The following is a 13465-nucleotide window of genomic DNA, read 5'->3' on the forward strand; positions in this document are numbered from 1 at the left end:
CGGCGGTGAAATCGCGTCCGACCAGGTCCGGGGCCGGGGCGGCCTTGGCATCCTGCTTCGTCAGGTACCGGCGCTTGCGGCGGGTGACGCCTCGGATGTCGCGTTCCCGCATGATCCGCTCGACCCTTTTCCGGTTGATCGCACGGCCCCCTCGCCGCAGCGCGGCGTGCACGCGCGGGACGCCGTACGCGCCGCGCGAGCCCGCATGGATCTCGCGGATCCGGTCGGCCAACTCATCGTCATCGCACTGCCGTTCGGCGACGGCAGGCCATGAAGCGAGCCATGCGTAGTAGGTGGAGCGGTTGACGCCCAGCGTGCGGCACAGCAGCGCGACACTGTAGCCATCGGGGTTGTCCTCGGTGGCCTTCTCCGCATCGATGAAGCGGCACACAGCGCCTACTTCACGATCTCCTTCGCGAAGAAGGCCGCGGCTTTTACCAAGATCTCGTTCGCCTTCCTGACCTCGGCCAGCTCACGGCGCAGGCGCCGAAGCTCGTCACGCTCATCGCTGGTCAGCGCGCCCGTGGGCCCCTCGCCCCGGTCGATCTGCGCCTGCTTCACCCAGCCGCAGAGCCCTTCGGGGCTGACCCCCAGTTCCCGGGCGATCTCGGTGACGTTTCGATGCGGCGATGAACGTACGAGCGCGATCGCGTCGCGCTTGAACTCGGCCGTGTACCGCTTGCTCATGTTGCTCATGCCACTCAACCTGGACTGCTTCCTCCGGGACGATCCGTCCCAGTATCAGGCTGTCCACTTCAGTGGGGGAACTTCACGGGGGCGGCGGCCGGTTCCATGGACCGGCGGACACTGTGTGGACGCGCCGGGCTCGAACCACCGCCACGAGGCGCTGAGCATCTCGGCGTCCGACCCCGCGCGTCAGGTGCTCCCGTGCGCCCTGTCGGTCATGACCGGCCGCCGCCGGTCGGCGCGGACCGCCCGGATACACCGATCCGCCCGGATACACCGGTCCGCGCCGGTCCGCGCCCGCCGGAGACGCTTGTGGCGACGACCGCGCAGACGCCCGACCGACCACCGCCGTACCGCCGCCTGACCACCGCCGGGACCGGATTAGGCTGGTGGCCATGTACTTCACCGACCGTGGCATCGAGGAGCTGGAGAAGCGGCGCGGCGAGGAGGAGATCACCTTCGAGTGGCTCGCCGGGCAGCTGCGCACGTTCGTCGATCTCAACCCGGACTTCGAGGTGCCGGTCGAGCGGCTGGCCACCTGGCTGGCACGGCTCGACGACGAGGACGACGAGGAGTAGCAGGGCGGTTGCGGCCGCCGGGCCGCACCGTCACCGCGCCGGCGCACGGTCGCGGGCCAGCGCGCCGGTAGGCCGTGGGCGAGCAGTACGGCACCGGCGGCCCTCCACCCCGCACTGCGGCGGGCGAGGCCGCGGACAGTCGGCGGGAAGCCCGCGGCGATCTGCGCGAGGGCCGGGACGCCGGACCGCGGTGGCCGGTGGCCGGTGGCCGACGGCGTGCACGGTGCGCCCGCGCCCCTTCTGCGCCACGCCCTGCTCCCTCGCGGCCACGCCCTGCTCCCTCGCGGCCGCGGCCCGGGCCGCGGCGCGGATGCCGTCCGTGTCCGCGCCCGGTGCGATGCCCTCGGGCAGGGCGGGTCCGGTCCGGGTCGGCACCGCGGCCGGTCCGACCGGCCAGCGCGGGCGCCCGTGTCCGGATCGGGACGGATCAGCCTCCAGGGCCTGCAGATCGAGGACGGGGGCGAGTGCGAGCCTGGCCGCGAAGGTGTGCATCGCCTCTTCCTCCCCAGCCGTGGTGCCGTCCGCCGGCCAGACGTAGCCGACCGGGCAGCGGAACCCCGTGGCGAGCGTGAAGCCCACGCGGTCCGCGTCCCACCAGAGGGCGGGCGCGGGGTGGCTCGTGGCGACGGCGAGGGCCGCGGCCCAGCCGGAGCACACCCGGTCGACGGGTTCGGCGTCGTTCGGCCAGGGCTCCCCCTCCGGTACGAGCATGCTCCAGCCCCGGCCCGCCGGAGCGAGGAGGAACAGCTCACGCAGGAGGAGGGGGACGAGGGCCTGATGACGTCGTACTCGGCCCGGCAGTGCAGCGCTCCGGCGCACGTCGCGTTCATGCGCCTCACGTTGGGCCACTCTGCCCGTATGTGCCGCCGCCCGGCGGCACCCCTTGACTTCCGGTAGCCGCGATATATCGTGTCAATGACAAGACGCGATATATTGCGTTGCAGGCAGGCCCCGGGAGGTCAGCACCATGCCCGACTCGACATGGGAAGTCGCCGAGCCGACGAAGCTCACCTTCGACGAGCCCGTGACATCCCTCAGCGTGCGCATCGTCAACGGCACGGTGAACATCGTCGGTACCGACGAGAGTTCCGCCCGGCTGGAGGTCTCCGAGATCGACGGCCCGCCGCTGACCGTCACGCGGACCGGCGCCGCAATCCTCGTCGCCTACACGGACCCGCCCTGGACGGGCTTGCTCAAGCTGCTCGACCGCAAGGAGCGGCAACGGCACGCGGTGGTGTCCCTCGCGGTACCCGCCGGGGCCTCCGTCGAGGTCGGTGCCGTCGGAGCGGCCGCGGTCGTCTCCGGCATCCGCGGCCGCACGAACGTACGGGGCGTCACCGGTGACACCACGCTCGTGGGACTGTCCGGCACCGTCCGGGCCGAGACCGTCACCGGCAGCCTGGAGGCCCAGGCCGTCACCGGCGACCTGCGCCTCCACTCCGTTTCCGGCGATCTGACCGTGATCGAGGGCGCCGGCTCGTCCGTACGGGCCGACTCCGTGAGCGGCGACATGGCGATCGACATCGACGGCACACCCACGGACCTCCGTCTCACCAGCGTCTCCGGTCAGGTCGCCGTGCGCCTGCCGGACCCGGCGGACGCGCGCGTCGAGGCCAACACCACGAGCGGCGCGGTCTCCAACGCCTTCGAGGACCTCCGTGTCAGCGGGCGATGGGGCGCGAAGAAGATCACCGGCACGCTCGGCACCGGCAGCGGTTCCCTGCACGCCACCACCGTGTCCGGGTCCATCGCCCTCCTGCGCCGCCCGCCCCGCGCGGACGAGCCGTACGAGGACGAGACAGGAAAGGTGCTCTGACATGCCCCCCGTATTCGCCCATGGCCGGCTGCGCCTGTATCTGCTGAAACTCCTCGACGAGGCCCCGCGCCACGGGTACGAGGTCATCCGCCTGCTGGAGGAGCGCTTCCAGGGGCTCTACGCGCCCTCCGCCGGCACCGTCTACCCGCGCCTCGCCAAGCTGGAGGCCGAGGGACTGGTCACCCACGCCACCGAGGGCGGCCGCAAGGTGTACTCGATCACCGACGAGGGCCGCGAGGAACTCGCCGGCCGGCGCGGGGAGCTGGCCGACCTCGAGCTCGAGATCCGCGAGTCCGTCTCCGAACTGGCCGCGGAGATCCGCGACGACGTACGCGGCGCCGCCGGCAAGCTGCGCAGCGAGATGCGCGCCGCGGCGACGGAGAACCGCAGCACCACCGGCCCGGGCACCGACGACGGGGCCCGGCGGGCGACGAAGGACGAGATGCGCCGCGCGCAGCAGGAGTGGAAGGAGCAGGCGCGCCGGGCCAAGAACGAGTCCCGCCGGGCCCGCGAGGAGGCGCAGACGGCACGCCGGCAGGCCAGGGAGGCGCAGGACCGGGCGCGGGACGAGATGCAGCGGATCGCCCGCCAGGTCCAGGACCAGGTCCAAGGGCACTTCGCCCGCGGCGACTGGCCGGCAGCCGTACGGGAAGGGCTTTCCGAACTGACCGCGCAGCTGGGGGGACTGGCCTCGTGGGACACGGCGGGGCGCCCGCGCACCGAGCCGGACCCGGCCGGCGGGGCGCCCCGGTGGGCGGAGGAGACGGCGGAGTCCGGGGACCCGGCGCGCGATCTCGAACGCCTCCTGGACCGCTTCCGCGACGACATCCGCGACGCCGCCCGCGACCACGGTGTGACGCCGGCCCAACTCGCCGAGGCGCGGAGCCATCTGTCGACCGCGGCCGGGCGCATCTCGGCGCTGCTGCGCGTGGGCGAGTGAGCGCGTCCCGGCGCCGCCGCGCGTCCCGGTGCGCGCCACTGGGGCGAGCCGCCCTACCCGGCGCGCGCCGCCGGGTACCCCGCCCCGGAGGGTGTAGCGGGCGGACGGGTACGGCGGGCGGGTGGTCCGCACGGGGCCTCCGGCACGGCGCGCAACGGCGTGCCGGAGATCCCTGACGGAAAGGACAGTCCGAGGGGCTGCAGAGGGACTGCAGAAGGACTGCAGAGGGACTGCAGAGGGACATTCAGGACCCGGTCAGCACGATCTTGCCGAAGAGCTCGCCGGAGGCCATCTTCTCGAAGCCCGCACGCGCCCGCTCCAGCGGCAGCACCTCGTCGATCACCGGCCGTACGCCGGTCGCGGCGCAGAAGGAGAGCAGGTCCTCCAGTTCGTCCTTGGTTCCCATGGTGGAGCCGACGACCTTGAGTTCCAGGAAGAAGATCCTGGTCAGCTCGGCGTGCGAGGGCCGGTCGCCGCTCGTCGCACCGGAGATGACCACGGTGCCCCCCGGGCGGAGCGACTTGACCGAATGCGACCAGGTGGCCGCGCCGACCGTCTCGATGACCGCGTCGACGCGCTGCGGCAGCCGGGCACCCGGTTCGAACGCGTCGACCGCGCCCAGGTCCACGGCCCGCTTGCGCTTGGCCTCGTCACGGCTCGTGGCGAAGACGCGGAGCCCGGCCGCCCTGCCGAGGACGATCGCGGCAGTGGCGACCCCACCGCCGGCACCCTGGACGAGCAGCGAGTCGCCCGGCCGCACTCCGGCGTTGGTGAAGATCATGCGGTAGGCGGTGAGCCAGGCGGTCGGCAGGCACGCGGCCTCCTCGAAGGACAGCTCCTTCGGTTTGCGCAGGACGTTCCAGGCCGGGACGGCGACCTGCTCGGCGAAGGTGCCCTGGTACCTCTCGGTCAGGATGGAGCGGGGCTCGTCCGGGCCGACCCCGTGGCCGCTCTGGCCGATGACCGAGTGGAGCACCACCTCGTTTCCGTCCGCGTCGACGCCGGCGGCGTCGCAGCCGAGGATCATCGGCAGTCTGTCGTCGGAGAGCCCGATTCCCCTCAGCGACCACAGGTCGTGGTGGTTGAGGGAGGCGGCCTTGACGTTGATGGTGGTCCAGCCGGGACGGTCCCCGGGGGCCGGGCGGTCACCCAGTTCCAGGCCGTTGAGCGGCTGGTCGCGGTCGATGCGGGCGGCGTATGCGGCGAACATGACCGTGAGCGTAGGGCGGGCCGGTGCGCGGCGGAACCACGCACCGGTGTGACACGCGTCCCTGGCCGCCCCCCGGCCCGGGAGCAACACCCCTGCGGGTCCCCCGGCCCGGGAGCAACACCCCTGCGGGTCCCCCGACCCGGGAGCAACACCCCTGCGGGTCCCCCGACCCGGGAGCAACACCCCTGCGGGTCCCCCGGCCCGGGAGAGGCGCCCCCTGTGCCTTCCCCGGACCGGGGCGGCTCCCGGTCCCCGCGCCACCCGTTCGCAGGGAGGCGAGGCAACCCGCCCGTCGCGCAGTCCTCAGCACCGGCCAGAGCACCGGCCAGAGCGCCGCGCGGGCGTGCCGCATCGGCGGAGGGGCACGCCGCGGCCCCGGCCGCGTCGAGCGCGTCCGGGGCCGCGAGGTGAGGGTGCCGAGGGCATCGGCCCCGGCGGCGGGCGGACGTCAGCGCCGGGCCACGCCCTCCAGTCGCGCCGCCGCCGCCACGGCCGCGGTGACCGCGGGGGCGACCCGCTCGTCGAAGGGCGACGGGATGACGCAGTCGGGGGCGAGCGCGTCGCCGACCACGTCGGCCAGCGCGTTCGCCGCGGCGATCTTCATGCCCTCGGTGATCCGGGAGGCCCGCACCTGCAGCGCGCCCGCGAAGATGCCGGGGAAGGCCAGGACGTTGTTGATCTGGTTCGGGTAGTCGCTGCGGCCGGTGGCCACGACCGCGGCGTACCGGTGCGCCACGTCCGGGTGGACCTCGGGGTTCGGGTTGGCCATCGCGAAGACGAAGGCGCCCGGCGCCATCGAGGCGACCGCGGCCTCCGGCACCGTACCGCCGGAGACGCCGATGAAGACGTCCGCGCCGGCCAGGGCCGTCTCCAGCGAGCCGCTGAAGCCGGCCCGGTTGGTGATCTCGGCGAGTTCCCGCTTGACCGGGTTCAGGTCGTCCCGGTCGCGGCTGACGACGCCCTTGCGGTCGGCCACCGCCACGTCGCCGAGTCCCGCCGCGAGGAGGAACTTGGCGATGGCCACACCGGCCGCACCCGCGCCCGAGATCACGGCACGCAGGTCGCCCAGGGCGCGGCCGGTCAGCCTGGCCGCGTTGCGCAGCGCCGCGAGGGTGACGACGGCGGTGCCGTGCTGGTCGTCGTGGAAGATCGGGATGTCCAGCCGTTCCTGGAGCTTGCGCTCGATCTCGAAGCACCGCGGCGCCGAGATGTCCTCCAGGTTCACCCCGCCGAAGGAGGGTGCGAGCCGGACGACCGTGTCCACGATCTCGTCGGTGTCCGTGGTCGCGAGGGCGATGGGGACGGCGTCGACGCCGCCGAACTGCTTGAAGAGGATCGCCTTGCCCTCCATGACGGGGAGCGAGGCCTCCGGTCCGATGTCACCGAGCCCGAGGACCGCCGTGCCGTCGGTCACGACCGCGACCACCTGCGACTTCCAGGTGTAGTCGTGGACGAGTTCCGGCTTCTCGGCGATGGCGGTGCACACCTTGGCGACACCGGGTGTGTAAGCGAGGGACAGGTCGTCCTTGTTCCGGACCGGCACGGTGGCCTGGACGGCCATCTTGCCGCCGCGGTGCAGCGCGAAGGCCGGATCGAAGGGTTCCCCGGACTCCCCGGGTGCGCTCTCCGTCCCGCCGACACTGCCGGGATTGACGATCTCCGCTGCCATGTTCGTTTGACCCCTTAAGTCTTCATCAGTTGAGGGTGTCCACTCCTGGTTGAGGAGGGGTGGGCGGGCACCGCGTCCGCTCCCCGTCCCGGGCGGTCGGCCCGCCGTGGCAGGGGAGGTGCGTACGCGCGGGCGCGCCGCACAACGCGCCCTGAGCCCCGGATGAGGGGTGTAAGGATCCTTCTTACCGGACGGACGGCGCCGGAGACGAGTCCATCGGGCGCCCACGGCCGCCCGGTGGCCTGTTCCACGGCGCCGCAAAGGTGACATACCCTGACAAGGCCCCAGCACCTGGAGCAACCGCCACGAGAGCCGCTCACACCGGAAGGCGACCGGGAGATCCTCCGGTCGGAAGAAGGAAGAACCGCAGATGATGCGGCTCGACCGGCCTGGATGTGCCGGCCCCTGGCGCTTCGGGGATCACCCGTTATCCGATTTTGACATGGGCGGCCCACTGAATGGGCTAGTCCGAATGGCAAGATGCCGAGAACACACAGTCGGCACTCGAAGGCGAGTGCGCGATACCTGGCGAACCCCTTCACCTGCCGGAGGACCACGATCATGACCGCAAGCACCACCCGCCGCTCGACCGCCGCCAGGTCCCGGATCGCCGCGGGCAGCGCGATCGTGGTCGCCGGTGCCCTGCTGCTCACCTCCTGCGGCGACCAGACCGACTCCGGATCGGGCAGCAAGGAGACGGACGGCGCGACCGCCTCCGCCGCCCCCCTGGCGGACAAGCTGCCGCAGTCGGTCCGCGACAAGGGCGTCATCAAGGTCGGCTCGGACATCGCCTACCCGCCGGTGGAGTTCAGGGACGACTCCGGCAAGGCCATCGGCATCGACCCGGACATCGCGGAGGCCATGGGCAAGCAGCTCGGCGTGACGTTCGAGTTCCAGAACGGCACCTTCGACACCCTGATCACCGGCCTGCGCTCCAAGCGGTACGACATCGCCATGTCGGCCATGACCGACACCAAGGCCCGCCAGGACGGCGTGGACTCCGAGACCGGCAAGAAGGTGGGCGAGGGAGTCGACTTCGTCGACTACTTCACCGCCGGCGTCTCGATCTACACCAAGAAGGGCGACGACCAGGGCATCAAGACCTGGTCCGACCTGTGCGGCAAGAAGATCGTCGTCCAGCGCGGCACGGTTTCCGAGGACCTCGCAAAGACCGAGAACGACAAGTGCCTGAAGGCCGGGAAGGGCAAGATCGCGATCGAGCCCTTCGACAACGACCAGCAGGCCCAGACCCGTCTGCGGGCCGGCGGCGCGGACGCCGGTTCCTCCGACTTCCCCGTCGCCGCCTACGCCGTGAAGACCTCCGGCGGCGGCAACGACTTCCAGCTCGTGGGCGAGCAGGTCGAGGCGGCCCCGTACGGCATCGCGGTGGCCAAGGACAACACCGAGCTGCGTGACGCGCTCCAGGCCGCGCTGGACGCCATCATCAAGAACGGCGAGTACGAGAAGATCATCGCCAAGTGGGGCGTCCAGGCCGGTGCGGTGACCGAGGCGAAGATCAACGGCGGTTCCTGATCCGGATCGGAACCAGGCCTCGGCACTGAAGCACTGAAAGGCTCCACGTGACTGTCGACATCGATAAGACGGGTCCGGAGGACACTCCGCCGACGCCGAAGGCCGGACCGGAGGCCATCAAGGCCATCCCGGTGCGGCACTACGGCCGGTACGTCGCCGCCGTAGTGGCGATCGCGCTCCTCGCGTCGATCGTCGTCGCCTTCTCCCAGGGCAAGATCAACTGGGGGGCCATCCCCGAGAACTTCTTCGACCCGCGCATCCTCGAAGGCGTCGGGAACACCCTGCTGCTGACCGGCCTGTCGATGGCGATCGGCATCGTCGGCGGCATCCTGCTGGCGGTGATGCGCCTGTCGAAGAACCCGGTGACCTCGTCGATCGCCTGGTTCTACATCTGGTTCTTCCGCGGCACCCCGGTCCTGGTCCAGCTCATCGTCTGGTTCAACCTCGGCCTGGTCTTCGAGTTCATCAACCTCGGACCGTTCTACAAGAACGAGTGGTCCGACTTCATGACCCCGTTCCTGACCGCGCTGCTCGGCCTGGGGCTGAACGAGGCCGCCTACATGGCCGAGATCTGCCGCGCCGGCCTGCTCGCGGTCGACGAGGGGCAGACCGAGGCCTCGCACGCGCTGGGCATGAGCCACGCCAAGACCCTGCGGCGCGTGGTGATCCCCCAGGCCATGCGCGTCATCGTGCCCCCGACGGGCAACGAGGTCATCAACATGCTGAAGACCACCTCGCTCGTCTCGGTGGTCCAGTACTCCGAACTGCTCCGCCAGGCCCAGGACATCGGCCAGACCTCCGGCGCCCCGGTGGAGATGCTCTTCCTGGCGGCCTCCTGGTACCTGATCATGACATCGGTGCTCAGCGTCGGCCAGTACTACCTGGAGCGCTACTACGCCCGCGGCTCCAGCCGCAGCCTGCCGCCCACCCCGCTGCAGAGGATCAGGGCCACCGTCTTCTCGGTGCGCCGCCCGAAGGGAGTCGCGGCATGACCGCCATGGTCAAGGCCGAAGGCGTCCACAAGTCGTTCGGCCACATCGAAGTACTCAAGGGCATCGACCTCGAGGTCGCCCCCCGCGAGGTGTTCTGCCTCATCGGCCCCTCCGGCTCCGGCAAGTCGACCTTCCTCAGGTGCATCAACCACCTGGAGAAGATCAACGCGGGCCGGCTCTACGTCGACGGCGAACTCGTCGGCTACCGCCAGAGGGGCGACAAGCTCTACGAGCTCAAGGACAGCGAGGTCGCCCTCAAGCGCCGCGACATCGGCATGGTGTTCCAGCGGTTCAACCTGTTCCCGCACATGACCGCCGTCGAGAACGTCATGGAAGCACCCGTGCAGGTGAAGGGCGAGGCAAAGGCCGTCGCCCGCGAGCGGGCCCTGAAGCTGCTGGACCGCGTCGGGCTGTCCGACCGGGCCGGGAACTACCCCTCCCAGCTCTCCGGCGGCCAGCAGCAGCGCGTCGCCATCGCCCGCGCCCTGGCGATGGAGCCCAAGCTGATGCTCTTCGACGAGCCCACCAGCGCCCTCGACCCCGAACTGGTCGGCGACGTCCTCGACGTCATGCGCGGCCTGGCCGAGGACGGCATGACGATGGTCGTCGTCACCCATGAGATGGGCTTCGCCCGCGAGGTCGGCGACAGCCTGGTCTTCATGGACGGCGGCGTCGTCGTCGAGTCGGGCAACCCCCGTGACGTGCTGACCGACCCCCAGCACGACCGCACCAAGGCGTTCCTCTCCAAGGTGCTGTAGCGGTCCGGTGGAACACCGCACCGGAAGCCGGAGGCGGCAGGGCGTGCCCTGCCGCCTCCGGCTTCCGGTCGTCCGGGCCGGGTCACTTCAGCGCGAGCACCAACGCGTCGGAGGGGGACGCCCACACCGGCCGCACCTCGGCGAAGCCCCCGGCGCGCAGGGTGTCGGCATGCCGGCGGACGGACGGGATGCCGCCCTCCGCGTGCTCGCCGTACGGCGGGTCCGCTGATACAGCGGCAAGCGCACTTCCTGCGCCTGCTTGAGCCCGGCCCGTTCCATGCGGCGCCAGTTGACCCACATGCCCTCAGCGGTCCGCAGCGAGGCGATCAGGTCTTCGGTCTGGTCCTCGGCACCGCACGCCTGACACCAGGCCCGAATGTCGTCAGCGGACGGGGGCGTCTTGGCGTTCATGATCCGAGACGACTTGGACCGGCTCCACCCGCAGCGCTCGGCCAGGTCGAGACCGGTCAGCCCGGCATCCCGGCAGAGATCCGCGAGACGTTCCGCGAGAGCCTGCCGGGCCCGCCGGGCACTGGAAGATGCAGAGACAGCCATGGGTGCGTGATCAGGCGGGCCGGTACTCCGCGTGAGGAATCGCGCGCTCCCACGCTGCCTCATACGCGCTGACGTACTGCGCGGCCAACGTCGGATCATGCACGACTTCCATGCGCGCACCCGTCCACTGCCCCTCGCCGCTGAAGTGGTGCAGGATCACGGTTTCCTCATCCATGACCCACCCGTCCAGCGCGGGGAGCAGCAGATCACGCGCCCGCGAGCGAGGCAGCCAACGGACGTCCTCGCCGGCTGCGACGTTCGTGAAGGTGCCGTCGTACTCGTACCGGACGTAGTCGCTCAGCGGCTCCGAGACCACACGCAGACGACGCATGACGACACCACGCCCGGTCGTCTCGGCCACCACGTCCAGCCACGACCGCCACCACGACTCGCGGTCTGCCGGGTCGTACCGGTGCCCTTCCTGCCAACGGATGAACTCCGGGTCATCCCGCATGTAGCTGTCCCGCATCTCAAGGTGCATCGCCGAGCGCTGCGCCTTGGCGAGGCATTCACGTACCGCTGTTGCCACCGTTGTCCTCACTGTCCGGACGGGGAATGAACTGGAGCATGTTCGCAGGGAGCCGGATCACGGTCTCGTGGTCCGGCACGTCCGTCGAGTGACCCGGCACCGAGCCGACTTCAAGACGCAGGGTCCGCGAGGTCGGCGGTGACGAAGGTGACGCGCCGGTCCCCGGCGAAGTACCCCTCGGCGATGGTCAGCAGGGCGGGGTCGAGGTCGACGCCGACGCTCTCCGCCTTCGGGAAGCGCTTGAGCAGTCTGTCCGTGATACTCCCCGTGCCGCAGGCGAGGTCCAGGACCCTCGGCTCGGGGCCGGCGAAGGCCTCGACCATGTCCAGCATCACCCGGAACCGCTCCTCGCGGCCGGGCATGTACCACTCCTGCTGGCGGTCCCCGCTCTCCTGCCAGGCCCGCCAGTCGGTTTCGGTCGCGGCCGTGCTCTCGGTCATCCGCACTCCTCCGTTCCGTAATACCCTCGAAACGAGAGCATTACTTACCTCATCCATCGCCGGCACTAGCCCTCATCCGTAAGGACTACAAGTGGAACTGGCCTCTTACTCGGACTATGCCGTGCGTCTGGTCAACACCGAGGAGCCGGACCGCGGCAAGGACGCGCTCACCTCGGTGGAGGGCGTCCGCGAACTCTTCGGCGCGTCCCCGATGGCGCGCCGGGCCACCGACGCGGACGTCACCCGGTTCCGGTCGGTGCGGACCAGGCTCCGGGCGGTCTTCGCCGCCGCGGACTCGGGCGACCAGACCCAGGCCGTGGACCTGCTCAACTCGCTGCTCCTGGACTTCCCGGTGAGCCCGCAGGTCTCCGGCCACGACTTCCTCGACGGCGAGGGCCGGCCCCGCTGGCACCTGCACCTCGCCGACCACCCCTCCAACGCGACCTCCGGCTACGCCGCGATCGCCGCGATGGGGCTCGCCTTCCACCTCACCGAGCACGGCGTCGACCGGCTCGGCCTCTGTCAGGCGGCGCCCTGCCGCAACGCCTACCTGGACACCTCCACCAACCGCTCGCGCCGCTACTGCTCCGACCGCTGCGCCACCCGCGCCAACGTCGCCGCCTACCGGGCCCGCAAGCGCCTGGAGACCGAGCGGTCCGAAAGCACGGGCCGCACGGCTGAGGACGCCCAGGCCAGCAGACCGAGGACCGACCTCTGACCGCGGGGCCGCGGCCGGTAGCGCGCCCGTACCCGGCCCAGCAGCAGGTCCCCGGGCACCGCGCCGAACACCCGGCTGTCGCCTTCGGCGTACGGGTTGTCGCCCAGCACCCACCAGCCGTCCCCGCGCCGCTCGGCCAGCCGCTTCACGATCAGCAGGTCCTGCTGCAGCGGATGCCGCAGCACGGCCACGTCGCCGGACCGCACGGCGGCGCCGTAGTGGACCAGCAGCCGGTCCCCGTGCGCCAGCGCGGGGAGCATGGAGGGCCCGGTCACCTCCGCGACTCCGAAGGGCGCACCCGGCTCCCGCCCCAGACCCGTCATGGGCCACCTCCGTCTCTCGGTACGTTCCACCGCACGTCCCGCGATCACCCTGGACTTTTGACCCAAGCCCCAGGGGCACCCGGGTAAACGCGCCTCCCACGGAGTAATCTCCCACCTGAGAAGACGATCACGAGGAAGGACAGCTCAATGCTCTCCCGCCTGTTTGCCCCCAAGGTGAAGGTCAGCGCGCACTGCGACCTGCCCTGCGGCGTCTACGACCCCGCCCAGGCCCGTATCGAGGCCGAGTCGGTCAAGGCCGTGCAGGAGAAGATGGCCGCCAACGACGACCCGCACTACCAGTCCCGTGCCACGGTGATCAAGGAGCAGCGCGCGGAGCTCGCCAAGCACCACGTGTCGGTGCTCTGGAGCGACTACTTCAAGCCCCCGCACTTCGAGAAGTACCCGGAGCTGCACCAGCTGGTCAACGAGACCCTGAAGGCGCTCTCCGCGGCCAAGGCCTCGACCGACCCGAAGACGGGCGAGAAGGCCCTGGAACTCATCGCCGAGATCGACCGGATCTTCTGGGAGACCAAGAAGGCCTGATCTAGGGCTAGGGCGCCTGATCTGCGGTTTCGCTGGTCATATCGCCTACCGGTCCGCACCCGGTCCGCAGTCCGCCGAGCACGGCGGACTGCGGACCGGGTGCGGTCCCCTTTATGCGGCCGCGGGTGTGCGCAGGTCCGCAGTGTGACGGCGGCGCTGATCAGTTGGGTCTCG

General features: G+C 71.0%; 15 protein-coding genes and 2 pseudogenes. 8 read left to right on the plus strand and 9 right to left on the minus strand.

Going from position 1 to position 13465, the window contains the following annotated elements:
• Together SCWH03_RS18350 and SCWH03_RS18355 are read right to left on the minus strand one after the other, a co-directional pair.
• Positions 1-391: IS3 family transposase (locus SCWH03_RS18350; protein WP_173265360.1), on the minus strand; the 391-nt coding region annotated here is incomplete at its 3' end.
• 5 nt (positions 392-396) lie between these two features.
• A complete protein-coding gene (locus SCWH03_RS18355; protein ID WP_173265361.1) occupies positions 397-696 on the minus strand; it encodes a transposase in 300 nt (99 codons plus the stop codon).
• Positions 697-1082: 386 nt separating this feature from the next.
• On the opposite strand from SCWH03_RS18355, the gene SCWH03_RS18360 reads away from it, so the two are divergent.
• A complete protein-coding gene (locus SCWH03_RS18360) occupies positions 1083-1265 on the plus strand; it encodes a DUF6104 family protein (RefSeq protein ID WP_173265362.1) in 183 nt (60 codons plus the stop codon).
• A 30-nt stretch (positions 1266-1295) separates the two neighbouring features.
• Here SCWH03_RS18360 and SCWH03_RS18365 read toward each other — a convergent pair whose 3' ends face one another.
• Complete coding sequence (locus tag SCWH03_RS18365) at positions 1296-2084, minus strand: hypothetical protein (protein WP_254076841.1); 789 nt, start codon at positions 2082-2084, stop codon at positions 1296-1298.
• A 148-nt stretch (positions 2085-2232) separates the two neighbouring features.
• Here SCWH03_RS18365 and SCWH03_RS18370 point away from each other — a divergent pair, with 148 nt between their 5' ends.
• Both SCWH03_RS18370 and SCWH03_RS18375 read left to right on the plus strand, forming a co-directional pair.
• Positions 2233-3081: a DUF4097 family beta strand repeat-containing protein gene (locus SCWH03_RS18370; protein WP_173265363.1), complete on the plus strand. Its 849-nt coding sequence runs from the start codon at positions 2233-2235 to the stop codon at positions 3079-3081.
• Position 3082: 1 nt separating this feature from the next.
• On the plus strand, positions 3083-4021 hold the full coding sequence (locus SCWH03_RS18375; protein ID WP_173265364.1) for a helix-turn-helix transcriptional regulator: 939 nt from the start codon (positions 3083-3085) through the stop codon (positions 4019-4021).
• Between the two features lie 244 nt (positions 4022-4265).
• Here the strand turns inward: SCWH03_RS18375 and SCWH03_RS18380 are convergent, their stop codons facing one another.
• On the minus strand, positions 4266-5231 hold the full coding sequence (locus SCWH03_RS18380; protein WP_173265365.1) for a zinc-binding dehydrogenase: 966 nt from the start codon (positions 5229-5231) through the stop codon (positions 4266-4268).
• Between the two features lie 448 nt (positions 5232-5679).
• On the minus strand, positions 5680-6900 hold the full coding sequence (locus tag SCWH03_RS18385) for an NAD(P)-dependent malic enzyme (protein ID WP_173265366.1): 1221 nt from the start codon (positions 6898-6900) through the stop codon (positions 5680-5682).
• A gap of 561 nt (positions 6901-7461) precedes the next feature.
• Here SCWH03_RS18385 and SCWH03_RS18390 point away from each other — a divergent pair.
• From SCWH03_RS18390 to SCWH03_RS18400, 3 genes are read left to right on the plus strand one after another with little or no spacing between them, the layout of a single operon-like run.
• Positions 7462-8433, plus strand: a complete 972-nt coding sequence (locus SCWH03_RS18390; protein ID WP_173265367.1) for an ABC transporter substrate-binding protein — start codon at positions 7462-7464, stop codon at positions 8431-8433.
• 47 nt (positions 8434-8480) lie between these two features.
• Positions 8481-9425, plus strand: coding sequence for an amino acid ABC transporter permease (locus tag SCWH03_RS18395; RefSeq protein ID WP_173265368.1), 945 nt, complete (start codon positions 8481-8483; stop codon positions 9423-9425).
• On the plus strand, positions 9422-10183 hold the full coding sequence (locus tag SCWH03_RS18400) for an amino acid ABC transporter ATP-binding protein (protein WP_272491081.1): 762 nt from the start codon (positions 9422-9424) through the stop codon (positions 10181-10183). The genes SCWH03_RS18395 and SCWH03_RS18400 overlap by 4 nt, the downstream gene beginning before the upstream one ends.
• Positions 10184-10387: 204 nt before the next feature.
• On the opposite strand, the pseudogene SCWH03_RS18405 reads toward SCWH03_RS18400, so the two are convergent.
• The 3 genes and pseudogenes from SCWH03_RS18405 to SCWH03_RS18415 form a co-directional block, all read right to left on the minus strand.
• Positions 10388-10738: pseudogene (locus SCWH03_RS18405) on the minus strand (helix-turn-helix domain-containing protein); the annotation flags it as partial.
• Positions 10739-10748: 10 nt separating this feature from the next.
• Positions 10749-11267 (minus strand): DUF6879 family protein, encoded by a 519-nt coding sequence (locus tag SCWH03_RS18410; protein ID WP_371872716.1) that lies wholly within the window; start codon positions 11265-11267, stop codon positions 10749-10751.
• A gap of 119 nt (positions 11268-11386) precedes the next feature.
• Positions 11387-11707 (minus strand): annotated as a pseudogene (locus SCWH03_RS18415) (class I SAM-dependent methyltransferase); the annotation flags it as partial.
• A gap of 91 nt (positions 11708-11798) precedes the next feature.
• Here SCWH03_RS18415 and SCWH03_RS18420 point away from each other — a divergent pair.
• Positions 11799-12425, plus strand: a complete 627-nt coding sequence (locus SCWH03_RS18420) for a CGNR zinc finger domain-containing protein (protein ID WP_173265369.1) — start codon at positions 11799-11801, stop codon at positions 12423-12425.
• Here the strand turns inward: SCWH03_RS18420 and sodX are convergent.
• On the minus strand, positions 12329-12748 hold the full coding sequence (gene sodX, locus SCWH03_RS18425) for a nickel-type superoxide dismutase maturation protease (protein WP_173265370.1): 420 nt from the start codon (positions 12746-12748) through the stop codon (positions 12329-12331). The two genes, SCWH03_RS18420 and sodX, sit on opposite strands and share 97 nt — an antisense overlap.
• A 147-nt stretch (positions 12749-12895) precedes the next feature.
• Here sodX and sodN point away from each other — a divergent pair, with 147 nt between their 5' ends.
• Positions 12896-13291: a superoxide dismutase, Ni gene (sodN, locus tag SCWH03_RS18430; protein ID WP_109296223.1), complete on the plus strand. Its 396-nt coding sequence runs from the start codon at positions 12896-12898 to the stop codon at positions 13289-13291.
• Positions 13292-13465 lie beyond the last annotated feature (174 nt).

It is taken from the genome of Streptomyces pacificus (genome assembly GCF_011766325.1).
Lineage (GTDB): Bacteria > Actinomycetota > Actinomycetes > Streptomycetales > Streptomycetaceae > Streptomyces > Streptomyces pacificus.

Coding starts and splice junctions, on each gene's coding strand:
- SCWH03_RS18355 (WP_173265361.1), bottom strand. CDS start 696: ATGAGCAACATGAGCAAGCGGTACACGGCCGAGTTCAAGCGCGACGCG.
- SCWH03_RS18360 (WP_173265362.1), top strand. CDS start 1,083: ATGTACTTCACCGACCGTGGCATCGAGGAGCTGGAGAAGCGGCGCGGC.
- SCWH03_RS18370 (WP_173265363.1), top strand. CDS start 2,233: ATGCCCGACTCGACATGGGAAGTCGCCGAGCCGACGAAGCTCACCTTC.
- SCWH03_RS18375 (WP_173265364.1), top strand. CDS start 3,083: ATGCCCCCCGTATTCGCCCATGGCCGGCTGCGCCTGTATCTGCTGAAA.
- SCWH03_RS18380 (WP_173265365.1), bottom strand. CDS start 5,231: ATGTTCGCCGCATACGCCGCCCGCATCGACCGCGACCAGCCGCTCAAC.
- SCWH03_RS18385 (WP_173265366.1), bottom strand. CDS start 6,900: ATGGCAGCGGAGATCGTCAATCCCGGCAGTGTCGGCGGGACGGAGAGC.
- SCWH03_RS18390 (WP_173265367.1), top strand. CDS start 7,462: ATGACCGCAAGCACCACCCGCCGCTCGACCGCCGCCAGGTCCCGGATC.
- SCWH03_RS18400 (WP_272491081.1), top strand. CDS start 9,422: ATGACCGCCATGGTCAAGGCCGAAGGCGTCCACAAGTCGTTCGGCCAC.
- sodX (WP_173265370.1), bottom strand. CDS start 12,748: ATGACGGGTCTGGGGCGGGAGCCGGGTGCGCCCTTCGGAGTCGCGGAG.
- sodN (WP_109296223.1), top strand. CDS start 12,896: ATGCTCTCCCGCCTGTTTGCCCCCAAGGTGAAGGTCAGCGCGCACTGC.